This window comes from Xenophilus azovorans DSM 13620 (assembly GCF_000745855.1).
Taxonomy (GTDB): domain Bacteria; phylum Pseudomonadota; class Gammaproteobacteria; order Burkholderiales; family Burkholderiaceae_C; genus Xenophilus; species Xenophilus azovorans.
The window spans coordinates 225,878-246,612 of sequence record NZ_JQKD01000007.1; the positions used below are offsets into that span (position 1 = coordinate 225,878).

The 20,735-nt window shown below is 72.5% G+C and carries 22 protein-coding genes and 1 riboswitch; of the genes, 13 read left to right on the forward strand and 9 right to left on the reverse strand.

Annotated elements, in window-relative coordinates; all coding sequences use genetic code 11:
• Positions 1 to 15: 15 nt before the first annotated feature.
• Positions 16 to 90: riboswitch (Fluoride riboswitch) on the forward strand.
• Positions 91 to 188: 98 nt separating this feature from the next.
• The gene (gene crcB, locus Q392_RS06785) at positions 189 to 563 is read left to right on the forward strand and encodes a fluoride efflux transporter CrcB (RefSeq protein ID WP_038203408.1); all 375 of its coding nucleotides are present in this window, start codon (positions 189 to 191) and stop codon (positions 561 to 563) included.
• Positions 564 to 586: 23 nt separating this feature from the next.
• Here crcB and Q392_RS06790 read toward each other — a convergent pair whose 3' ends face one another.
• A complete protein-coding gene (locus Q392_RS06790) occupies positions 587 to 1,489 on the reverse strand; it encodes a LysR family transcriptional regulator (RefSeq protein ID WP_038203411.1) in 903 nt (300 codons plus the stop codon).
• 125 nt (positions 1,490 to 1,614) lie between these two features.
• Between Q392_RS06790 and Q392_RS06795 the strand changes: the two genes are divergently transcribed.
• The 9 genes from Q392_RS06795 to Q392_RS06835 all read left to right on the forward strand — a co-directional run bounded on the left by Q392_RS06795 (position 1,615) and on the right by Q392_RS06835 (position 11,316).
• Complete coding sequence (locus tag Q392_RS06795; protein ID WP_038203414.1) at positions 1,615 to 3,138, forward strand: CoA-acylating methylmalonate-semialdehyde dehydrogenase; 1,524 nt, start codon at positions 1,615 to 1,617, stop codon at positions 3,136 to 3,138.
• On the forward strand, positions 3,135 to 3,530 hold the full coding sequence (locus Q392_RS06800; protein WP_038203416.1) for a lysozyme inhibitor LprI family protein: 396 nt from the start codon (positions 3,135 to 3,137) through the stop codon (positions 3,528 to 3,530). The genes Q392_RS06795 and Q392_RS06800 overlap by 4 nt, the downstream gene beginning before the upstream one ends.
• 4 nt (positions 3,531 to 3,534) lie before the next feature.
• On the forward strand, positions 3,535 to 4,689 hold the full coding sequence (locus tag Q392_RS06805) for an acyl-CoA dehydrogenase family protein (RefSeq protein ID WP_038203419.1): 1,155 nt from the start codon (positions 3,535 to 3,537) through the stop codon (positions 4,687 to 4,689).
• Between the two features lie 21 nt (positions 4,690 to 4,710).
• Positions 4,711 to 5,838, forward strand: a complete 1,128-nt coding sequence (locus Q392_RS06810; protein ID WP_038203422.1) for an enoyl-CoA hydratase/isomerase family protein — start codon at positions 4,711 to 4,713, stop codon at positions 5,836 to 5,838.
• Positions 5,839 to 5,866: 28 nt separating this feature from the next.
• Entirely contained in the window at positions 5,867 to 6,751 is an 885-nt protein-coding gene (gene mmsB / locus Q392_RS06815) for a 3-hydroxyisobutyrate dehydrogenase (RefSeq protein WP_038203425.1), read from the forward strand.
• A gap of 46 nt (positions 6,752 to 6,797) precedes the next feature.
• Positions 6,798 to 7,364 carry an RNA polymerase sigma factor gene (locus Q392_RS06820; protein WP_211260206.1) on the forward strand — a complete coding sequence of 189 codons (567 nt, stop codon included), beginning with the start codon at positions 6,798 to 6,800 and terminating at the stop codon, positions 7,362 to 7,364.
• Entirely contained in the window at positions 7,361 to 8,281 is a 921-nt protein-coding gene (locus tag Q392_RS06825; protein ID WP_211260207.1) for a FecR family protein, read from the forward strand. Before Q392_RS06820 ends, Q392_RS06825 begins: the two co-directional genes overlap by 4 nt.
• Before the next feature lie 94 nt (positions 8,282 to 8,375).
• Positions 8,376 to 10,760 carry a TonB-dependent receptor gene (locus Q392_RS06830; protein ID WP_051953018.1) on the forward strand — a complete coding sequence of 795 codons (2,385 nt, stop codon included), beginning with the start codon at positions 8,376 to 8,378 and terminating at the stop codon, positions 10,758 to 10,760.
• Between the two features lie 364 nt (positions 10,761 to 11,124).
• Positions 11,125 to 11,316, forward strand: a complete 192-nt coding sequence (locus Q392_RS06835) for a hypothetical protein (protein WP_211260208.1) — start codon at positions 11,125 to 11,127, stop codon at positions 11,314 to 11,316.
• Between the two features lie 16 nt (positions 11,317 to 11,332).
• Here the strand turns inward: Q392_RS06835 and Q392_RS06840 are convergent, their stop codons facing one another.
• From Q392_RS06840 to Q392_RS06860, 5 genes are read right to left on the reverse strand one after another with little or no spacing between them, the layout of a single operon-like run.
• Entirely contained in the window at positions 11,333 to 11,665 is a 333-nt protein-coding gene (locus Q392_RS06840) for a chaperone modulator CbpM (protein WP_038203429.1), read from the reverse strand.
• A 23-nt stretch (positions 11,666 to 11,688) separates the two neighbouring features.
• Positions 11,689 to 12,657, reverse strand: coding sequence for a DnaJ C-terminal domain-containing protein (locus Q392_RS06845; RefSeq protein ID WP_038203431.1), 969 nt, complete (start codon positions 12,655 to 12,657; stop codon positions 11,689 to 11,691).
• Positions 12,658 to 12,670: 13 nt separating this feature from the next.
• Positions 12,671 to 13,315 carry a histidine phosphatase family protein gene (locus Q392_RS06850; protein WP_038203434.1) on the reverse strand — a complete coding sequence of 215 codons (645 nt, stop codon included), beginning with the start codon at positions 13,313 to 13,315 and terminating at the stop codon, positions 12,671 to 12,673.
• Positions 13,312 to 13,947 carry a CDP-alcohol phosphatidyltransferase family protein gene (locus tag Q392_RS06855; RefSeq protein WP_038203436.1) on the reverse strand — a complete coding sequence of 212 codons (636 nt, stop codon included), beginning with the start codon at positions 13,945 to 13,947 and terminating at the stop codon, positions 13,312 to 13,314. The genes Q392_RS06850 and Q392_RS06855 overlap by 4 nt, the downstream gene beginning before the upstream one ends.
• On the reverse strand, positions 13,944 to 14,708 hold the full coding sequence (locus tag Q392_RS06860) for a glutamine amidotransferase (protein WP_051953036.1): 765 nt from the start codon (positions 14,706 to 14,708) through the stop codon (positions 13,944 to 13,946). The genes Q392_RS06855 and Q392_RS06860 overlap by 4 nt, the downstream gene beginning before the upstream one ends.
• A 7-nt stretch (positions 14,709 to 14,715) precedes the next feature.
• On the opposite strand from Q392_RS06860, the gene Q392_RS34170 reads away from it, so the two are divergent.
• Entirely contained in the window at positions 14,716 to 14,871 is a 156-nt protein-coding gene (locus Q392_RS34170) for a hypothetical protein (RefSeq protein ID WP_169748287.1), read from the forward strand.
• Positions 14,872 to 14,972: 101 nt separating this feature from the next.
• Here Q392_RS34170 and Q392_RS06870 read toward each other — a convergent pair whose 3' ends face one another.
• Together Q392_RS06870 and Q392_RS06875 are read right to left on the reverse strand one after the other, a co-directional pair.
• Entirely contained in the window at positions 14,973 to 16,415 is a 1,443-nt protein-coding gene (locus Q392_RS06870) for a GTPase/DUF3482 domain-containing protein (RefSeq protein WP_038203441.1), read from the reverse strand.
• Positions 16,412 to 17,812, reverse strand: coding sequence for a DUF2868 domain-containing protein (locus Q392_RS06875; protein ID WP_051953038.1), 1,401 nt, complete (start codon positions 17,810 to 17,812; stop codon positions 16,412 to 16,414). The genes Q392_RS06870 and Q392_RS06875 overlap by 4 nt, the downstream gene beginning before the upstream one ends.
• Positions 17,813 to 18,118: 306 nt before the next feature.
• Here Q392_RS06875 and Q392_RS31225 point away from each other — a divergent pair, with 306 nt between their 5' ends.
• Positions 18,119 to 18,751, forward strand: coding sequence for a DUF4760 domain-containing protein (locus Q392_RS31225; protein WP_169748288.1), 633 nt, complete (start codon positions 18,119 to 18,121; stop codon positions 18,749 to 18,751).
• A 109-nt stretch (positions 18,752 to 18,860) separates the two neighbouring features.
• Here the strand turns inward: Q392_RS31225 and Q392_RS06885 are convergent, their stop codons facing one another.
• A complete protein-coding gene (locus tag Q392_RS06885; protein ID WP_038203444.1) occupies positions 18,861 to 20,345 on the reverse strand; it encodes a flavin-containing monooxygenase in 1,485 nt (494 codons plus the stop codon).
• 149 nt (positions 20,346 to 20,494) lie between these two features.
• On the opposite strand from Q392_RS06885, the gene Q392_RS06890 reads away from it, so the two are divergent.
• The coding region (locus Q392_RS06890; RefSeq protein WP_157007821.1) for a leucine zipper domain-containing protein at positions 20,495 to 20,735 on the forward strand (241 nt) is incomplete at its 3' end.

Genomic DNA, 20,735 nt, shown 5'->3' on the forward strand with positions numbered 1-20,735 from the left:
CCCGGTGCTATGCTTTCGGGCGATGGGAATGGAGCTTCCCGACAACCGCCCCGAAGGACATCCCGACGGGCTGATGGCTCCTGCTTCACGGGCGCGGCGCGCCTGCGATGCGGGGCCGCGCTTCTTCTTCCCCGCCGCGCTCGCCGCCGTGCCCTGCCGTTCTTCCTGAACCTTCACATGGGCATGACATGGAATTCCTGATCGTCTTTCTCGGCGGCGGCCTCGGCTCCGCGATGCGCCACGGCGTCAACGTGCTGGCGGCGCGTCATGTCGCCAGCAGCTTTCCCTTCGGCACACTGGCCATCAACGTGCTCGGCTCCTTCGTCATGGGGCTGGTGGTCGAGTTGCTGGCGCTGCGCATGGGGCTGCCGCAGAACCTGCGGCTGTTCCTCACCACCGGCATCCTCGGCGGCTTCACGACCTTCTCCACCTTCTCGCTCGAAGCCGCGCTGCTGCACGAGCGCGGCCAGACAGCGCTGGCCGGCGGCTACGTGGCGGCCTCCGTGGTGCTGGGCGTGGGCGCGCTGTTCCTGGGCATGGCGCTGGTGCGCTGGGGCCGGTAGCCCCGTCCGGGGCGGGGTTGCCTTCAGCCGGCGGCGCCGTCCTTCAGCAGCGCCTGCCGCTCCTGCACCACCCGGCGCAGGAACTCCCACACCGCCTGCATGCGCGACAACTGCCGCGCCTCCGCCGGCATCGACATCCAGAAGGTGCGGGTGAAGCAGGCCTCCTGCGGCAGCAGGCGCTGCAGCGTGGCGTCGCGCGCCGCCAGGAAGGCCGGCAGCACGGCGACGCCGGCGCCGGCGCGCGCCGCCTGGTGCTGGGCCAGCACGCTGGTGCTGCGCAGCGCGAAGGCGTCGGGGCGGTACAGCTCGTCCAGGTACTGCAGCTCCTTGGAGAACAGCAGGTCGTCCACGTAGCTGATGAAGCTGTGGCCCTTGAGGTCTTCCCGGCGCCGGATCGGCCCGTGCGTGCGCAGGTAGGTCTTGCTGGCGTACAGGTGCAGCTCGTAGTCGGTGAGGCGGGTGGCGATCACCGGGCCGCGGGCGGGGCGCTCCAGCGAGATGACGATGTCCGCCTCGCGCCGCGACAGGTGCACCAGGCGCGGCATCGCCAGCAGGTCGATCACCAGCCGCGGATGCAGTCGCGCGAAGCCGGCCAGCGCCGGCGCCAGCACCACGGTGCCGAAGCCCTCGGTGGCGCCGATGCGCACCAGGCCGGCGAGGCCCTCGTCGACCGGCGGCGCGGTGCTCTTCTCCACGGTGCGGAAGGCGCGCTCCATGGCCTCCACCTGCGGCTGCAGACGGCGCCCGGCCTCGGTGAGGCGGTGGCCGCCGGCCTCGCGGGCGAAGAGCGGGGTGCCGGTCTCCTTCTCCAGCGCCTGGATGCGGCGCGCCACCGTGGTGTGGTCCACGCCCAGCCGGCGCGCCGCGGCCACCAGCGTGCCCGAGCGCGAGAGTTCGAGGAAGAAGCGCAGGTTGTCCCAGTCCATGTCTGCATTTTTGCAAAGGCGGAGCGCATTCCTGTCTCTTGCTGTGGCAAATCTGCAAAGCTAGGATGCATCGCTTTCCGTGCCTTTCCGGGCGCGCCGCATTCTTTCTCCAGGAGACATCACCCATGGACGCCACCACCACGCCGGCCACCCAGGTCGCCACCGTCAAGCTGCTGATCGACGGGAAGTTCGTCGAATCGAAGACCACCGAATGGCGCGACGTCGTCAACCCGGCCACGCAGGAGGTGCTGGCGCGCGTGCCCTTCGCCACGCCGGCCGAGGTGGACGCGGCGGTGGCCAGCGCCAAGGAAGCCTTCAAGACCTGGAAGAAGACGCCGATCGGCGCGCGCGCGCGCATCTTCCTGAAGCTGCAGCAACTGATCCGCGACCACATGAGCGAGCTGGCCGCCATCCTCACTGCCGAGCAGGGCAAGACGCTGCCTGACGCCGAGGGCGACGTGTTCCGCGGGCTGGAGGTGGTCGAGCACGCCGCCAACATCGGCACGCTGCAGCTGGGCGAGCTGGCCAACAACGTGGCCAACGGCGTCGACACCTACACGCTGCTGCAGCCGCTGGGCGTGTGCGCGGGCATCACGCCCTTCAACTTCCCGGCCATGATCCCGCTGTGGATGTTCCCGATGGCCATCGCCACCGGCAACACCTTCGTGCTCAAGCCCAGCGAGCAGGACCCGATGGTGACGATGCGCCTGTGCGAGCTGGCGCTGGAGGCCGGCATCCCGCCCGGCGTGCTGAACGTGGTGCACGGCGGCGAGCAGGTGGTCAACGCGATCTGCGACCACGCCGACATCAAGGCGATCAGCTTCGTCGGCTCGACCAAGGTCGGCACCCACGTCTACCACCGCGGCATCGCCAGCGGCAAGCGCGTGCAGTGCATGATGGGCGCGAAGAACCACGCCATCGTGATGCCCGACGCCAACAAGGAGCAGACGCTCAATGCGCTGGCCGGCGCGGCCTTCGGCGCGGCGGGGCAGCGCTGCATGGCGGTGTCGGTGGCGGTGCTGGTGGGCGAGGCACGCAAGTGGATTCCCGACCTGGTCGCGAAGGCGAAGACGCTGAAGGTGAACGCGGGCACCGAGAAGGGCACCGACGTGGGCCCGCTGGTGTCCTGCGCGGCGTACGAGCGCGTCACCGGCCTGATCGAGCGCGGCGTGGTCGACGGCGCGACGCTGGAACTGGACGGCCGCAAGCCGACGGTGCCGGGCTACGAGAAGGGCAACTTCGTCGGCCCGACCATCTTCTCGGGCGTGAAGCCGGGCATGACCATCTACGACCAGGAAATCTTCGGGCCGGTGCTGTGCATCGCGGGCGCGGCCGACATCGACGAGGCGATCGAGCTGATCAACAGCAACCCCAACGGCAACGGCACGGCGATCTTCACGCAGTCCGGCGCGGCCGCGCGCAAGTTCGAGGAGGAGATCGACGTCGGCCAGGTGGGCATCAACGTGCCGATCCCGGTGCCGGTGCCGCTGTTCTCCTTCACCGGCTCGCGCGGCTCCAAGCTGGGCGACCTGGGGCCGTACGGCAAGCAGGTGGTGCTGTTCTACACGCAGACCAAGACGGTGACGGCGCGCTGGTTCGACGACAGCACCACGTCGCATGGCGTGAACACGACCATCAGCCTGAAGTGAGCCGTGCGCCGCGCCTGGCAGGCGCCTGCCTCCTGTGGTTCGCGGCTTCGGCCGCGTACGCCCAGGCCGGCGCCGCCTGCGTGCCGGGCGGCACGGTGGAACAGGTCAACGCCTGCGCCCTGCGCGACTTCCAGGCGGCCGACACCGAGATCGCCGTGCTCTATGCCGACGTGATGCGCGCGCTGTCGGCCCACGAGCGGCCGCAGCTGCGCCGCGAGCACAGCGCGTGGAACGCTCAGCGCATCCGCGAGTGCAAGGAGCGCACGCGCACGGTGGAGCAGCAAGGCGACGGACTGCGCCGCTACCATGAATGCATGACCGACAAGACACGCGAGCGCCGAAGCGGCCTGATGCGGTGGCTGAGTACGGACACGCCGGCCAAGGACGACTAGCACCATGGACTTCGAACTGAGCGAGGAACAACGCGCCTTCGCCGACACCGCGCGCGAATTCGCCGCCAGCGAGTTCGCGCCGTACGCGGCGCAGTGGGACAGGGAGGGCATCTTCCCGCGCGAGGCGATCGCCAAGGCCGGCGAGCTGGGCTTGTGCGGCCTGTACGCGCCCGAGCGCATCGGCGGCCTCGGCCTGCCGCGGCTGGACGCGGCGCTGGTGTTCGAGGAGATGGCGGCGGTCGATCCCTCGACCACGGCCTTCATCACCATCCACAACATGGCGACCTGGATGCTCGGCACCTGGGGCACCGACGCCGTGTGCGCGAAGTGGGGCGAGGACTTGACCAGCGGCCGCAAACTCGCGTCGTACTGTTTGACCGAGCCCGGCGCCGGCTCGGACGCCGGGTCGCTGAAGACCCGGGCCGAACTGCAGGGCGCCGAATACGTCATCAACGGCGGCAAGGCCTTCATCTCCGGCGCCGGCTCGACCGATGTGCTGGTGCTGATGGCGCGCACCGGCGGCGGCGGGCCCGGCGGCGTCTCGGCCTTCGCGGTACCGGCCGACGCGCCGGGCATCAGCTACGGCAAGAAGGAGCACAAGATGGGCTGGAACAGCCAGCCCACCCGCACCATCGCCTTCGACAACGTGCGCGTGCCGGCCGACCACCTGCTGGGCCGGGAAGGCGAGGGCTTCCGCATCGCGATGAAGGGGCTGGACGGCGGGCGCATCAACATCGCCACCTGCTCGGTGGGCGCGGCGCAGGGCGCGCTGGATGCGGCGCGCCGCTACCTGCACGAGCGCCAGCAGTTCGGCAAGCCGCTGGCCAGCTTCCAGGCGCTGCAGTTCCGCCTGGCCGACATGGCGACCGAGCTGGTGGCCGCGCGCCAGATGGTGCGCCTGGCTGCCAGCAGGCTCGATGCGCAGCATCCCGACGCCAGCACCTACTGCGCGATGGCCAAGCGCTTCGCCACCGACGCGGGCTTCAACGTGTGCAACGAGGCGCTGCAACTGCACGGCGGCTACGGCTACCTCGGCGAGTTCCCGCTGGAGCGGCTGCTGCGCGACGCGCGCGTGCACCAGATCCTGGAGGGCACCAACGAGATCATGCGCGTCATCGTCTCGCGCAAGCTGCTGGAAGGTGACAGCGACATCCGCTGAAAGACGCTCCAATCGCACCCCATGACTGACGCTGTAGTTCTCTTCGACTTCCTTCCCACGGCCAACGGCAGGCGCTTCGGCGTCGCCACGCTCAACGCGCCGGCCGCGCTCAACGCCCTCTCGGTCGACATGGTGCGGCTGCTCACGCCGAAGCTGCGCGAATGGGCGGCCGACCCGCAGGTCGTCGGCGTGCTGCTGCAGGCCGCGGGCGAGAAGGCCTTCTGCGCCGGCGGCGACCTGCGCCAGCTCTACCGGACGCTGCTCGACTGCGGCAGCGCTCCCAACGAGAAGCGCAACGAATACGCCGAGCGCTTCTTCGGCGAGGAATACGAACTCGACCACCTGATCCACACCTTCCCCAAGCCCTTCCTGTGCTGGGGCCACGGCATCGTGATGGGCGGCGGCGTCGGCCTGATGGTGGGCGCTTCGCATCGCGTGGTGACGGAGGGCAGCCGCGTCGCCATGCCCGAGATCAACATCGGCCTGTACCCGGACGTGGGCGGGAGCTGGTTCCTGCGCCGCACGCCGGGGCGCACGGGCCTGTTCCTGGCCTTCACGGCCGCGCAGATCAACGGCAGCGACGCCATCTTCGCCGGCCTGGCCGATGTGCTGGTGCCGCAGGCGCGCAAGGCGCAGGTGCTGGAGGCCATCGGCGCGACGGCGTGGAGCGGCAACGACCGCGCCGACCGCGCGCTGCTCTCGCGCATCCTCGCCACGGCGGCCGAAGGCGCGTCGCGGCCGCTGTCGAAGCTGCGCGAGCACTACGACACGATCGAGTCGCTGATGGCCGGGGACGATCTGCTGGACATCGCCCGGCGCCTGCGCGCGCTGCAGTCCGACGACGCCTGGCTGCAGGGCGCCGCCAAGGCCTTCGCCAAGGGGGCGCCGAGTTCCATCGCGCTCACCTGGGAGCTGTGGCAGCGCGTGCCGCGCATGTCGCTGGCGGAGGTCTTCCGGCTGGAGTACTGGGCCTCGCTGGGCTTCTGCGCGCACAAGGACTTCGCCGAGGGCATCCGCGCGGTGCTGGTGGACAAGGACCGTAACCCGAAGTGGCAGCCCGCGACGCTGGAGGAGATCACGCTCGCCTTCGTCGAGGACCACCTGAAGCCGCGCGGCGAGATGGCCCCCGAACTCGTGCCGCTGCGCTGAATTTCGAGACATGCAAGGAGACAAGCACATGAAGATCGCATTCATCGGCCTGGGCAACATGGGCGGCCCGATGGCGCTGAACCTGCACAAGGCCGGCCACGCGCTGGCCGCCTTCGACCTCTCGACCGCCGCCTGCGAGGCGGTGCGCGCGCAGGGCGTCGCCGTCGCCGCTTCGGCGGCCGAGGCGGTGCAGGGCGCCGAGGTGGTCGTGAGCATGCTGCCGGCGAGCCAGCACGTCGAATCGCTCTACCTGGGCGAGGGCGGCCTGCTCGCGAAGATCGCGCCCGGCACGCTGGTGATCGACTCCAGCACCATCGCCGCCGCCAGCTCGCGCAAGGTGGCCGAGGCCGGCGCCGCGCGCGGCATCGCGGTCATCGACGCGCCCGTCTCGGGCGGCACCGGCGGCGCCATCGCCGGCACGCTGACCTTCATGGTCGGCGGCAGCGAGGCCGACCTCGAACGTGCCCGGCCCGTGCTGGAGAAGATGGGCGCCAACATCTTCCACGCCGGCGGCCCTGGCGCCGGGCAGACGGCCAAGATCTGCAACAACATGCTCCTGGGCATCCTGATGATCGGCACCTCCGAGGCCATCGCGCTGGGCGTGGCCAACGGGCTCGACCCGAAGGTGCTGTCGGAGATCATGCGCCGCAGTTCCGGCGGCAACTGGGCGCTGGAGAAGTACAACCCGCTGCCCGGCGTGATGGAGAACGCGCCCGCCTCCAAGGGCTACGCCGGCGGCTTCGGCACCGACCTGATGCTCAAGGACCTGGGCCTGGCGCAGGAGAACGCCACGGCGGTGAAGGCCGCCACCCCCCTGGGCGGCCTGGCGCGCAACCTGTACGCCGCCCACAGCCTGGCGGGGCATGGCGCGCTGGACTTCTCCAGCGTCATCAAGCTGGTCGGCAAGGGCTGACAGGGCCCGGCGGGCGGGGCGATGTGATAATAAGAATCTCTCTTATTTGCTGATCCGCCCTCCGACCGTGCCGCATGCCGTCCCATCCACCGACCTGGTGACTGCGCTCGCACGGCACTACGACGAACTGGTCGAGCACGTGCGGCGGCAGTTCCGGGGCAGGGGCTTCGAGCGCGAAGTGGTGCACGACGTCTGCGTCGAACTGCTGGAGCGGCCGGCGGCACTGGAGGCGCGCACGCCGCTGGCTTTTCTGCGGCACATATCCACCCATCGGGCCATCGACCGCCAGCGCGCGGAGGCGGCGCGCGCCGCGCTGATCGAGTCCGTGCCCGACACGCCCGACCTGCATGCGCACCACGAGGACGGTGCCAGCGCGCTGGCCTTCAGACAGCACCTGGAGGCGCTGGTGGCGGTCATCGAGTCGTTGCCGCCGCGCGCCCGCCAGTGTTTCCTGCTGCACCGCGTCCACAGCATGACGCACCAGGCCATCGCCGCCGAGATCGGCGTCACCCGCAGCATGGTCACCCACCACTTCAACCACGCGATGCGGCGCATCGCGCGCGACTGGGCGCCCGCGCGCGAGGCCATGGCAGCCGGGCGGCCCGGCAGATGAGCGGCGCAGCCGGCCACCCGCCCGCGCGCGGCCCGGTGCCGGCCGCGGAGGCTCCCGACGGCCCGGTTGCGCGCAGCCGCCCGGCGCCGGCCGATGTCATCGAGCCCTTCGAGGACGCGCTGCGCGAGCGCTTCGCCACGCGCGAGGCATTGCTGGCCGAAGCCCGCGCCGCGACGCGTCGCCGGCGCGGTGCCGTGCGCGGCGGCTCGGTGGCGTTGATCGCTGGCCTCGTCGCCGGCCTGTGGTGGGCCGATCCGGCCTGGCGCACCGAGGAAATCCGCACCGCCGTCGGCGAACAGTCCCGCTGGACGCTGCGCGACGGCAGCGCGCTGGTCCTGAACACCGGCAGTGTGCTGAAGGTCGAGAGCCGGCTGCGCACGCGCCGCTTCGTGCTCGAGCAGGGCGAGGCCGCCTTCCACGTCGCGCACGGCTGGCGCCCCTTCATCGTGCAGGCCGGCACGGCCACCGTGCGCGACATCGGCACCGCATTCAACGTGCGCCGCCTGGGCGACGGTGCCGACGTCGTCGTGCTGGAAGGCCGGGTGGAGGTTCGCCGCCCCGGCCAGCCGCCGCAGGTGCTGCCGGCGGGCCAGGCCCTCGCCGCGGCCGGCGACGGCCCGTCCCCGTCGGTGCGGCGGGTGGCGCCCGAGACAGCCGGCGCCTGGCAGCAGGGCCGGCTGGTGTTCGATGGCACCCCGCTGGCCGAGGCGCTGGCCGAGATCCAGCGCTACCGTGCAGCGTCCATCGTGCTGGCCGACGAGCGCGCCGGCCGGCTGCGCCTGTCCGGCGAGTACGACATCCGGCGCGTCGAGGCACTCATCGACACCCTGCCGCAGGCGCTGCCGGTGACGGTGCAGCGTGCCCCCGACGGCAGCGTGCGCGTGGCCGGCGGCGGCGCGGCCCCGGCGAAGCCGTAGCAATTTTCTTCGCCGGCACCTCACCTTCCGCCTTCGCCATTCGCCAACCCTGCTGAAGCCCCGATGTCCGGGGCGCCAGAAGAAGGGATTCGCCTTGCCGAAGACATCCATCGCCGCAGCCGCCGCCGCGCTGCTGCTGGCTGCCGTCGCCCACGCCCAGACCGGGCCGCTGTCCATCGACATTCCCGCCCAGCCGCTGGACAAGGCGCTGGGCGCGCTGGCCCGCCAGTCGGGCGCGCGCATCGTGTTCTCCACCGGCCTGACCGAATCGAAGGCCGCGCCGGGGGTGCACGGCAGCCTGACCGTGCAGCAGGCGCTGCAGCAACTGCTGGCCGGCTCCGGCCTGAGCGCCCGGCCGGCCGCCGATGGCGGCTACACCGTGGCGCCCCAGGACCAGGGGGGCGCGGCGCTGGAAGGCGCTTCGCTGCCGGCGGTGAGCGTCGCGGCCGAGGCGGAATCCTCCGCCGACCTGCCGCAGCCCTATGCGGGAGGGCAGGTCGCGCGTGGCGGACGTCTCGGCCTGCTGGGCAATGTGGATGTGATGGACGCGCCCTTCAACATCACCAGCTACACGGCTCGGACCATCGAGGACCAGCAGGCGCGCAACGTCGCCGACCTGCTGGGCCGCAACGATCCCTCGGTGCGGGTGACGGGAGGGGAGGGCAGCGACACCGACACCCTGCGCATCCGCGGCTTCGACGTGGCGATGGAGGATTCCACCTTCAACGGCCTGCCCGGCCTGCTGTCGTTCTATCGCAGCAAGGTGGAGTTCATCGAACGCATCGAGGTGCTCAAGGGCCCCAACGCCATGCTCAACGGCATGGCGCCCGGCGGCGGGGTGGGCGGCGCGGTCAACGTGGTGTCCAAGCGTGCCGGCGACCAGCCCATGACGCGGCTGACGGCCGGCTACCTGGCCGACTCCCGCGCCGACCTGCATGCCGACATCGGGCGCCGCTTCGGCGTCGACAACGCGTGGGGCGTGCGCGTCAACGGGGCGTTGCGCCGGGGCGAGTCGTCACGCGACGACCAGAAGCAGTCCCACGACCTGGGATCGGTCGCGCTGGACTACCGCGGCCAGCAATTGCGGGCCTCGATCGACTACGTGTACCAGTCCATGCGGGACCATGCGTCCCGGACGACGCTCACCGTCGGCAGCGCCACGGCAGGCTGGACGCCGCGGGCTCCCTCGGGCGACACCAACTTCACCCAGCCCTGGGCCGTGGTGCGCAGCGGCAACCGTACGCTGGTCGGCCGCGTGGAATACGACATCACGCCCGACCTCACGGTGCATGCGGCGCTGGGCCGCTCCAAGGGCTGGTTCGACGGCAAGGGCTCGGGCAACATCGCCCTGACCTCGGTGTCGGGCGACATCCGGGGAGCCGCCGGCGGCTCGGCATTCCATCTGGATACGACGTCGGGGGAGATCGGCATCACCGGCCGCTTCACGACCGGGCCGATCCGGCATCAGTGGTCTGCGGCGCTCAGCGCGCTGGAGCGCGACATGGCCTACGGCTTCTCGTCCTCCGCCGGCGCCGTCGTGTCGAATATCTACGCACCCGTCCACGTGCCCGAGCCCGCGGGCATCCAGCCGGCCGTCGCCAGGCTGTCTTCGAGGTCCCGGCTGCCCAGCTTCGGCATCGCAGACACTTTGTCGTTCGCGCAGGATCGCGTCAGGCTGACGCTCGGCGTGCGGCGCCAGACCGTCCGGACCGACAGCTTCGACACGTCCACGGGGGCCGTCTCCAGCCGCTACGACGAGTCTGCCACCTCGCCGTTCGTGGGCCTCGTCGTCAGGCCCTGGGAAGGCGGCGCCGTCTACGCCAACGTCATCCAGGGGCTCGCGCAGGGTGACACGGCGCCGGACACCGCCGTCAACGCGGGCGAGGTGTTTCCGCCGTACAAGACCAAGCAGTACGAACTGGGCATCAAGCACGAATGGAACGGGTTCGGCGGCTCGGCCAGCGTGTTCCAGATCGCCAAGCCCAGCGGCCTGCTCGACGCCACGACCCTGCGCTACGAGGCCAGTGGCGAGCAGCGCCATCGCGGCATCGAGCTGAACGTGTTCGGTGAGCTCGCGCGCGGGCTGCGCCTGCTGGGCGGCGCGACGTGGATCGATGCCAGGATGACGCAGGCCGCGAGTGCCTCCCTGGTCGGCAAGCGGCCGGTCGGCGTACCCCGGTTCACGGCCAATCTGTCGGGCGAATGGGATGTGCCTGGCCTGCCCGGCTTCACGCTGACGGGTGGACTGACCCACACGGGCTCGTCGTATGTCGATGCAGCCAACGCGACGCTCATTCCCGGCTGGACGCGCACCGACCTCGGCGCGCGCTGGACCACGCGCGTGGCCGATCGGGCCATCACCTTCCGGGCTTCGCTGGAGAACGCCTTCAACAAGCGCTACTGGTCCGTGGGCACATGGAACGCCCTGCTGCTGGGCATGCCCAGGACCCTGGCGTTGTCCGCCACGGTCGATTTCTGAAGCGTGAAAACCCGCACGCTGCGAGGCGGAAGTCTGCCGCCGACCGCTGAGCGGGGGGCGAATATGTCAGAAGAATGTAAACGTCTACTCGCCGGGCCGCGGGCCGGATGAAGGCGCCCCGCCGCGTGCGTTGTCGCCGCCTCCTCAATGGCAGGTAGGCGGATCGAAGGCCGCTTTGTCCACGGACAGGGTCTTCGGCGACTTTACAATTCGCCATATTCTGTCAATTGAATGTGAAATACTGAAGTCGTCCCATGCTGCACCGGTCACGAGCGGGTGCATCGAGGGACGATTCACACGGTCGGATCACCCGGCGTGCCAGGAGCGCGAGAAAGGGAACCGCATGGACGAGGCGACTCTGGGGATGGAAGCATCATTTGCCCAATGGGCTGAACTGACGGATGCCTACGCACGCCAACTGACGGCGATGCAGTTGGGCGTGGCGGGCGCGCGCGACGAGGCGACGCGGCTGGCGCGCGAGATCCAGCAACTGGTGCGTGGGCCGGTCCCGCCGGGCGACTGGCTCGGGCCGATGGCGTCGGCGCCCAGGCCCTGACGCCGCTTTCTCTTTTTCAGCCGCGCTGTGCTGCCAGCGCGGCACGCAGGCGCCGCAGTTCCTGCTGCAGATCGAGGATCAGCGCCGCGGCATCCAGACCCACGTCGAATTCGCGCTGAAGGCGCCGCGTCTCCAGCGCGCGCCGCAGTTCGGCGCTGCCGAAGCGCCATTCCTGCACCGGCCGGCCGGCCGGCGCCTCGACGATGCCGGCGGCCGCCAGTTCGGCCACCCAGTCCAGCGTGGCGCCGCAGGCGCGGGCCAGTTCGGCCGCGGCCAGCGGGTCGGCCGCGCCGACCACGGTGCAATGGGTCACGGTGACGGTGGTGGTGCTTCGCTCGGAATGGCTCATGGTGTTCTCGCTCCTGCCGCGCATCACGCCGCCGCGCCCGCGCCGGCGTGGAGCCGGCGGCGCGGGTCGAAGCCGGTGGTGGCCCGGGCCAGTTGCTCGTAGGCGGCGCGGGCGGCATCGCTGTCCGCCGGCGGCAGGGCCAGCTCCAGCACCAGGTACAGGTGGCCGCCCGGGCCGCGGTCCTTCAGCCGCAGCTTGAGGCCGGGCCGCGCGTTGGGCGGCACGCGCACGGCGCCGGTGCCGCCGCCGGGCAGCGGCACCTCGACCTCCGCGCCCAGCGCCGCCTCGGAGGGCGTGACGGGCAGCGTCATCAGCAGGTCGCGCCCGTCCACCGTGTACAGCGGGTGCGGTGCGATGCGCACTTCCAGGTACAGGTCGCCGGGCGGCTCGCCGCCGTGGCCGGGCAGGCCCTGGCCGGCCAGCCGGATGTACTGGCCGGGGTGCATGCCGCGCGGGATGTTCACCCGCAGCGTGCGGGCGACCCACTGCGGCTGGCCCTGCTCGTCCAGCTCCAGCGCGCGCAACTGGATCTCGCGCTCGCCGCCGGTCAGGGCGAACTCCAGCGGCACCTCGATGGCGGCGTGGTGGTCCTCGCCGCGCGCCTTGAAGTTGCGCCGGCTGGCGCTGCGCCGCTCGGCCGCGCCGAAGAGCGAGGAGAAGAACTCGCTGAAGTCGGCGTGGTCGGCCGGGCCGCCCTGGGCGCGGTGGAACTCGAAGCCCTCGTCCCAGCCCGGCGGCGGCTGGAAGCCGCCGGGGCCGGTGCCGCCGCCGCTCTTCACGCGCTCGGCCAGCGCGTCGTAGGCGGCGCGCTTGTCCTTGTCGCCCAGCACGTCCCAGGCCTCGTTGACCTCGCGCATGCGGGTCTCGGCGTCGGCTTCCTTGCTGACGTCGGGGTGGTACTTGCGGGCGAGGCGCCGATACGCCTTGCGGATCTCGTCCTCGCCGGCCTTCGGATCGACGCCCAGGGCGCTGTAGTAGTCCTTGAATTCCATGGTGGGTGGGGGATCAGGCCAGGGCAGCGCCCGCCAGGTCGGCCGGCGGGCGCAGGGCCGTCACCTGCCAGGTGGGGCCGCTGCGCTCGAAACAAAGGGGCTGGGCGTTGCCCATCACGCGGGCGTCCACCGGCACGCCCAGCAGGGCGGCCAGCACGTACAGGGTGCCGCCGTGCGCCACCACCAGCACCGGGGCGGGCTCGGCCAGGGCGGCGGCCAGCGCGGCGCGCTTGCGCTCGACGAACTGCGGCAGCGTCTCGCCGCCTTCCGGTGCGCAGGCCCAGTCGATGTCGGCCGACGAACTGCCGATCAGCGCGCCGAAATGGCGCTCGCGCAGCGCCTCGCGCGCCGCCGGGGCGAGCCGGTGGTGCGCGGCCACGGCCAGGGCGGTGTCCAGCGCGCGCTGCGCGTCGCTGCACACGATGCTGCGGATCGGCTCGCCGGCCAGCGCGGCGGCGGCCAGCGCGGCCTGCTGCACGCCCAGTTCGGACAGCGGCTCGTCGTAGGCCTGGAAGATGCGCAGCGCGTTGCGCGGCGTCTGGCCGTGGCGCAGGAAGTAGAAGCGGCTGCACGACAGCGCCAGCGGCCGGCCGGCGGCCAGCTCGATCAGTCGGGCCATGCCGCGCGGCGCGGGGTGGGTCGGGGCGGGGTGGTTCACAGCTTCGGGATGCGCAGGGTCTTGCTGATCATCAGGGTACCCGACAGCGCGTACAGCAGGGTGAACGGATGCAGCGTCCACGGCCCCAGCGCCCAGGCGCCGCCGGCCATGGCCTCGCCGATGCGTCCGGCGCCGGCGGCCCAGGCGAGCAGGCCGACCAGCACCACGCTGGTGGGGATCGGCGTCCCTTCGAAGTACTTCACCTTGTCGCCGCCTTCCGAGAGCGCCTCGGCCGTGACGTTGAAGCGCGCCAGCCGGCTCACGCCGCAGCAGACGAAGTAGGCGAGCAGCGCCGCGTCCCAGCCGCCGCGCAGCCCGGCCGCGAAGCCCAGCGCGGCCGGCGCCATGCCGAAGGAGATCACGTCGGCCAGCGAGTCCAGCTCGCGGCCCAGGGGCGACGAGGTCTGGCGCCAGCGCGCGATGCGTCCGTCGAGCACGTCGAAGGCGAAGGCGGCCGGCGCGAGCGCGCAGGCCGCGTAGAAGTGCGCGAGCGAGCCGCTGGCGACGAAGGCCATCGCCAGGAAGACGCAGCCCACGCCGCAGGCGGCGTTGCCCAGGGTGAAGAAGTCCGCGAGGTGGAACTCGCGGATCATGGAGAAGCGCCGGCGCGGCGGTGGTGGCGTGGCCGTCATGCGGGCTCCGTGCCGGCGGCGCGTGCGGCCTCGCGCCGGGCGACGAGGGCGGCGAAGCGGGCCAGCAGGCCGGCCGCCTCCGGCGTGGGGCGCACGGCGGCGCGCCGCGGCGCCGCGTCCTCGCCCAGTTCGCCGGCCAGCGCGTCGACATAGCCGCGCATCGCGTCGTCGTCGAACTCGGGATGGAACTGCACGCCCCAGGCGGCTTCGCCGAAGCGCACGGCCTGGTGCGGCTCCCACGCATTGCGGGCCAGCGCGACGGCGCCCGGCGGCAGCGCGAGCGCGCTCTGGCGGTGCACGACCTGCGCGGCAAAGCGCGGCGGCAGCCCGGCCATCAGCGCATCGCCTTCGGCCTCGGGCAGCAGCTCGACCTCCACCGTGCCCACCTCGCGCCCGAGCGGGTGGTCGTCGGCGCGGCCGCCCAGCGCGTCGGCCAGCAGCTGGTGGCCGTAGCAGATGCCCAGCACCGGCACGCCGGCGTGCGCGGCCTGCGCCAGCCAGCGGCCGGCGGCTTCGCTCCAGGCTTCGCGGTGCGACACCATGGCGTGCGAACCGCTGGCCACCACGCCGGCTGTGCGCTCGGGCGGCGGCAGCGTGTCGCCGCGCCGCGGGTCCAGCACGGCCAGGTCGAGGTCGTTGCGGCCCAGGCCGCGCGCGATCCAGTGCTCGAAGTCGTCCTGGCGCTCGCGCAGTTCAGGCAGCGTGTCGCCCAGCTTGAGGATGACGAGGGGGCGGGGAGGGTCGGGCAGGTCGGCGGACATGGGCCCGATGATGCCGCAGCGCAGCACGCCGCGCATGGCCTCGGGCCGGCGGATGGCGCTGGCGCGCCGTTCAGCGCAGGCCGAAGAAGGACAGGATGGCGGCGATGACGACGACGAGGCCGACGATGTAGATGACGGTGTTCACGCGGCTGTTCTCCAGTGATTTGTTGGAATGTCCAGCCAGTGTGGGCGCATGCCGCGCCGGCGGCCGTCGGAAGGGGCTGCGGCGCCTTGTAGGACAGCCCGGCCCGGCGGCCTCGCTCCTCACGCCTTCTCGTCGGCGTGCGCGGCGGCCTGCGCCAGGTGCCGGGCGGTGTCGGCGATGGCCTCGCGGCGCGCCTCGCCGCCGACGTGGCCGCCGAACAGGGCGCGGCCGCGGCCCCACTCCGCATGGCCGCGCGCCGGCTGCGTGGCACGCACGGCGGCGGCCAGCGCCTGGGCCACGGCGGGCGCCGGCGCGGCGCTGCCGGCGTCCACCCGCGCGGCGCTGCCGTGGCCGCGCCGCTCCAGCGCCAGCAGCAGGCGCAGCTGCCAGTCGGCGACGACGAAGAGCACGCCGTCTTCCACCGTCAGCTCCTGCACGCCGCGCAAGCGATTGGCCAGGCGCCGGCCGAAGGGCCCCCAGCCCTGCGCCAGCGCGCCGCCGAGCGCGCCGCCCAGCGCCGCGCCGGCGCCCAGCGACAGGCCGCCCACCGCCAGGTCGGCCACCACGCCCACCGCGGCACCCACGGCCGCGCCCTGGCCCAGCCGCACGCCGGCCTGGCGCAGCGTCTCGGGGTGGAACAGGTCCAGCGTCCAGCGGCCCTGCAGCGGCGGCAGGGGCGCCTCGGCGCCGTCGCCCTCGCGGAAGCCGTACAGGCCGAGCAGCGTGTCCACGTGGTGCTGCGCGCGCTCGGTCACCTGGCGGCGCAGGGCGTTGACCTCGGTGCGGCGGGCGGTCTCGTCCTGCATCGCCTCGGCCGGCACGGCGCGGCGCATGGCGGCGATCTCGACCAGCCCTTCGGCGATCAGCGTGCAGCCGGCCTCGCGGCGCGCCTCGGCCTCGCGCTGCAGGTGCGCGGCGACGGCGCGCAGCGATTCGCGCCGCGCGGGCAGCAGCGTACCCAGGTCCTGGTACAGCTCGCGCTCGGCGCCGGTGAAGGGCGCGGCGGCGTCGAAGCGCACCACGGCGTGCAGCCCGGCCGCCGCCAGCATGGCGCGCCATTCGGCCTCGCCGGCGCCCTGGCCGGCCGCCTGCGCGACGAAGTTGAGCACCGGCATCACCGGCTTGCCGCAGGCGCCGAGCAGTTCCACCTCGTCGCGGAACTTGGGCAGCACCGGCTCGCGCACGTCGATGACGAGGAAGGCGGCGTCGGCCTCCTCCAGCAGGGTGCGCAGCACCTTGGCCTCCTGCTCGAAGGCGCCGTGCGCCTCGGGCCCGGCGAGGAAGCGGCGGATGCGCCCGGGGCGCGAATCGCCTTCGAGCGTCTGCACGTGGGCCAGCAGCGTCACCGCGTCCTCCAGCCCGGGCGTGTCGAAGAAGCGCACGGCGGCGCGGCCGTCCACGCGCAGGTCGATGCGCTCGACGTGGCGCGTGGTGCCGGGCCGGTCGGAGACCTCGCCGAAGTCGACGCGGCGGGTGAGGGTGCGCAGCAGCGAGGTCTTGCCGGCGTTGGTGTGGCCGACGACGGCGATGCGCAGCGGGGCGGCCTCGGGGGATTCGGTCATGGTGCGGCGGGAGTGGCGGCTGAGGGCAGGGCGTCGGCGGCCTGCGTGGCGCAGGGGATGTCGTCCAGGCCGATGGAGGCGAGCCAGCGCTGCCAGCGGTCGGCGCCGGCGGGGGCGTCGTCCGGCGTGTCGGGCGCACCCAGCAGCCACAGCCGGCATGCGCCGGCCAGCGGCAGCGCCTCGCGCAGCAGGCGCTCGGTGCCGCGGTCGGGGCTGGCGGCGGCGCGGCAGGCCAGCACCAGCAGGCGGGGGCGCAGGCGTTCCAGCGCCTGCAGCAGCGCCAGGCGCTGGGCGGCGCTGCCGTCCACGCGCAGCGTCTCGGTGACGGCCGGCGGCAGCGGCGCCGGCGGCCAGGGCCAGTCGGCGGGCAGTTCGAAGCCGGCCAGCAGCACGGCGTCGCTGGGGGCGTCGGCGTGCGGGGGGTGGGCCGGGCGCGGGTCGCCGCCGTGCGTGTCGGCGTCCACCACCTCGGCCGGCGCCAGGGCGTCGAAGCGGGCGAAGAGGCGCTGGTAGTAGGGCTCGCGCCAGTCCGGCGCGAGCCGGCCGCGCCGCGCGCGCCACATGGCGGCGCACAGCAGCACGCACAGTGTGCGGGGCAGCAGGCCGTAGACGATCACGCAGCCCACCAGCCAGCTGGCGAGCTGCCGGTCGGTGGGCGCCGCTGCATCCGGCACGGGAAAGCCGAGCCAGCCCGGCGCCACCGCCAGCGCCTGTACCCAGCGGGCGAAGACGGCCGGGTCGAGCAGCGTCGTCTCCCAGCCCAGCGTGTAGCGGCGGAAGGAGAGGGCGAACAGCAGTGCGCCCAGCGCCGCCGCGAAGGCCAGCGTCCACACCACGTGGCTGGCCAGCCCCAGCAGCCAGGGCAGCAGCCGTGCGCGCTCCAGCAGGCGCAGCCCGCCGTGCAGCAGCGCCGCGCCCTCGGCGCCCCGGCCGAGCGTGAAGCGCGCCGTCAGCGTGAGCCAGAGCCGGCCGATCAGGCTGCCGCCGAAGGCCGATGCGCCCGGCCACGCGATCGCCAGCAGCCACAGGGCCAGCGTGACCAGGTGCGTGCCCAGCAGAGCGACCAGCGCGGCCATGACGTTGATGCGGCGGTCCTGCGCATCGACCACGCCGCCGGCCAGCGCCAGCCCGGCCAGCACCACCGCCGCCGCCAGGCCCAGCAGCACCCAGGGCGCCGCCCGCTGCGCGCGGGCCAGCCGGCCGCGCAGGCCCAGCCGCTCGGCCAGCAGACCGGCGCGCCGCCCGGCCTGGGCCTGCCGGCTGCCGCCGGCGGCAGCGGCCTGGCGCAGGGCCTGGCTGTCTTCCAGCGGGCCGGCGTCCTCGATCAGGCGCACGGCCTCGGTCAGCAGGGCGGCGGCAGCGGGGCGGGTGGGTGGCGAGACGGAAGGCGGATGCAAGTCGGTCGGGCGCGCGGCGATGAAGGAAGGGAGATTGAAACCGGCCGGGCGGCCCTGAATTGCAGAGGGGATGGCGCCGGGCGTGCGGCGCATTGTCCGACGCGGCGCCGGGTGAAAAAGAAGCCGATTCCCCCGAAAATAGGCCAGAATGCCGGCATCGGTCACAGGGGTTCCCTGTCCATCGCCTGCTTCCCCTGGCGGGCACGAAAGGAAGTCATCATGGCAAAGCGCAACCGCGAAGGCGATGGCCTCGGCTGAAGCCCCCCCCCCCGCCACCCCCGAAAGCCCAGTCGCGTACTGGGCTTTTTGCTGTCTGCGGTGCTGGCGGCCACGGCGCTGTTCGCGCTGGCAGAGTGGCTGGGCGGGCGGCGCATCGTGCTGGCGGCGCCGCCCATCGGGCTGGAGAAGGCGCAGTGGGTGGTGCTGCTGGGCGCGGTGGCGGCGGTGGCGGGCTGGATCACCTCGGCCATCGTGACGATGCGCAACTCGATCCGGCAGCACACCATCACGACGCTGCTGAACTCGCGCCTGTCGGAAACCTACATGAGCCAGACGCGGCTGGTGAACGCGCGTTACTTCACCCCGTCCGGCGCGATCTACCGGCTGGGCGAGGAAGAGGCCCGCAGCGGCGCGCCCGAGGCGCAGATCCCGGCGCTGCGCTACCTGCTGAACTACTTCGAGTTCATCGCCGTGGGCATCCGCTACGGCGACCTGGACGAGACGCTGATGAAGCAGACCTTCCGCGGCATCCTGTGCGGGGTGTACGAGGCGGCCGAGCCGTTGATCCGCCAGCGGCGCACGACGCCGCCCGGCAGGAAGGCCGCGCCGCGGACCTTCGAGCACCTGCACTGGCTCTATGAGCGGTGGTTCGACCGCGAACTGCAGCGCCAGGTGCTGGAGCGGCCAGTGGCGAGTCCGTATCGCCGCCGCAGCGTCTGAACGCCCCGATCCGTTCACGCTGAGCCTGTCGAAGCGCCGGACCCGGCTTCGACAAGCTCAGCCCGAACGGCTCCTGTGGCGCCACGCGGCCGCGGCCGCGGCGCGAACCTCAGCGGTATGCCAGCGCCGCCTCGTCCAGGTCCACCGCCGGCAGCGTGCGCCGCTCCGTCTCGTATTCGTGCATGTGGGTCCAGGGCTCGCGGTCGCCCTGGCGGTGCATGCGGTGCTGGGTACGCAGCACGTAGCCGGCGTTGAAGTTGGCCGGGTCGCACCAGGGCAGCAGGGGCATGCCGGCGTCCTCGGGCCGCAGGCGGGGCGTCACGGCGGCGGCGCCGCGCTGCGCCATGTGGTCGAGCAGGCGGCAGACGAAGCCGCACACCAGGTCCACCCGCAGCGTCCAGCTCGAACGGAAGTAGCCCTGCACGTAGGCCAGGTTGGGCAGGCCCTCGATCATCAGGCCGCGATAGGTGACGCGGCGCGTGAAGTCCACCGGCGCGCCGTCGACGGCGAAGGGCACGCCGCCGAACAGGGCGAGGTCGAAGCCGGTGGCGGCCACGACGACGTCCGCGTCCAGCCGGCCGCCGCCGGCCAGCACGATGCCGGCCTCGTCGAAGCACTCGATGGCGTCGGTGACGACGCTGGCTGTGCCTTCGCGGATCGCGGCGAACAGGTCGCCGTCGGGCACCACGGCCAGGCGCTGCTGCCAGGGGCGGTAGGCGGGGTTGAAGTGGCGTTCCACGTCGAAGCCCTCGGGCAGCAGCGCGCGGGTCTGCTCGACCAGCCAGGCACGCAGCGCCTCGGGCTGCTCGAAGGACATGCGCGTCAGTTCGGCCTGGCGGGCGATGTGCGCGCGCCGCAAGATCTCGAACAGCCATTCCTCCGGGATGTCCAGCGCGCGCAGCGGTGCGGCGAGTTCGTGCTCCCAGCCGCGGGCGATGAAGAAGGTGGGCGAGCGCTGCAGCAGCGTGACGTGCGCCGCCTGCCCGGCCAGCGCCGGCACCAGCGTGGCCGCGGTGGCGCCGGAGCCGATCACGACCACGTGCCGGCCGGTGCAGTCCAGGTCCTGCGGCCAGTGCTGCGGGTGGACGAGGGTGCCCGCGAAGCGCTCCATGCCCGGCCATTCGGGCAGGTGTCCCTTGGCATGGTCGTAGTAGCCCTGGCACAGCCACAGGAAGCTGCAGGTGAGCGTCGACGTCTCGCCGGTGGCTTGGCGAACGAGCCGCACCGTCCAGCGCTGTTCACTGGAGGACCAGTCCGCCGCGACCATCTTCAGGCCGTAGCGGATGTGCGGGGCCAGGCCGTTCTCGTCGATGGTCCCGGCCAGGTAGGCGCGGATCTCGTCGGCCGTGGCCAGCGCACGGCCGCGCCAGGGCTTGAAGCCGTAGCCGTAGGTGTACAGGTCGCTGTCGGAACGCGCGCCTGGATAGCGGTGGGTGCGCCAGGTGCCGCCGAAGCCGTCCATGGCCTCCACGACCGCGAAGCGGCGCTCCGGCAACTGCCGGCGCAGGTGGCAGGCGGCGCCGATGCCGGAGACGCCGGCGCCGATGATGAGGACGTCGAGGTGTTCACTGCCGCGGGGCTCGCTGGTGCTCATGGGCCTTGTCTCCTGCACGCGCCGCAGGGCGCCGGTCGGATCCGACTCTAGCTGTGAAGGCCCAATAGGTTGTTGCGGGTGTTCACCCGGAGAGGTTTTGAGAGACTGGAAATCGCCAAACCCCCAGTCCACTCAAGTCACCCAACCGGATGAACACCCATAAGAATGCCCGATTGACCTACCTGCGCCGCCTGGAGATGGTCCAAGACATCACAGAACGTGGTGCAAGCGCGTCAGAAGCCGCCTGCCGGCACGGCGTCAGCGCGGTCACAGCCCGCAAATGGCTGGCCCGCTACCTGGCCGACGGCGCCGCCGGCCTGCTGGACAAGTCCTCCCGCCCCGAGCGGTCCCCGCGCAGCATCGAGCCCCACGTGGCGCTGGCCATCGTAG

Bases quoted from the DNA above. Each gene is read 5' to 3' on its own strand.
- crcB (WP_038203408.1), top strand. From the start codon at position 189: ATGGAATTCCTGATCGTCTTTCTCGGCGGCGGCCTCGGCTCCGCGATG.
- Q392_RS06790 (WP_038203411.1), bottom strand. From the start codon at position 1,489: ATGGACTGGGACAACCTGCGCTTCTTCCTCGAACTCTCGCGCTCGGGC.
- Q392_RS06795 (WP_038203414.1), top strand. From the start codon at position 1,615: ATGGACGCCACCACCACGCCGGCCACCCAGGTCGCCACCGTCAAGCTG.
- Q392_RS06805 (WP_038203419.1), top strand. From the start codon at position 3,535: ATGGACTTCGAACTGAGCGAGGAACAACGCGCCTTCGCCGACACCGCG.
- Q392_RS06810 (WP_038203422.1), top strand. From the start codon at position 4,711: ATGACTGACGCTGTAGTTCTCTTCGACTTCCTTCCCACGGCCAACGGC.
- mmsB (WP_038203425.1), top strand. From the start codon at position 5,867: ATGAAGATCGCATTCATCGGCCTGGGCAACATGGGCGGCCCGATGGCG.
- Q392_RS06825 (WP_211260207.1), top strand. From the start codon at position 7,361: ATGAGCGGCGCAGCCGGCCACCCGCCCGCGCGCGGCCCGGTGCCGGCC.
- Q392_RS06835 (WP_211260208.1), top strand. From the start codon at position 11,125: ATGGAAGCATCATTTGCCCAATGGGCTGAACTGACGGATGCCTACGCA.
- Q392_RS06840 (WP_038203429.1), bottom strand. From the start codon at position 11,665: ATGAGCCATTCCGAGCGAAGCACCACCACCGTCACCGTGACCCATTGC.
- Q392_RS06845 (WP_038203431.1), bottom strand. From the start codon at position 12,657: ATGGAATTCAAGGACTACTACAGCGCCCTGGGCGTCGATCCGAAGGCC.
- Q392_RS06855 (WP_038203436.1), bottom strand. From the start codon at position 13,947: ATGACGGCCACGCCACCACCGCCGCGCCGGCGCTTCTCCATGATCCGC.
- Q392_RS06860 (WP_051953036.1), bottom strand. From the start codon at position 14,708: ATGTCCGCCGACCTGCCCGACCCTCCCCGCCCCCTCGTCATCCTCAAG.
- Q392_RS34170 (WP_169748287.1), top strand. From the start codon at position 14,716: ATGATGCCGCAGCGCAGCACGCCGCGCATGGCCTCGGGCCGGCGGATG.
- Q392_RS06870 (WP_038203441.1), bottom strand. From the start codon at position 16,415: ATGACCGAATCCCCCGAGGCCGCCCCGCTGCGCATCGCCGTCGTCGGC.
- Q392_RS06885 (WP_038203444.1), bottom strand. From the start codon at position 20,345: ATGAGCACCAGCGAGCCCCGCGGCAGTGAACACCTCGACGTCCTCATC.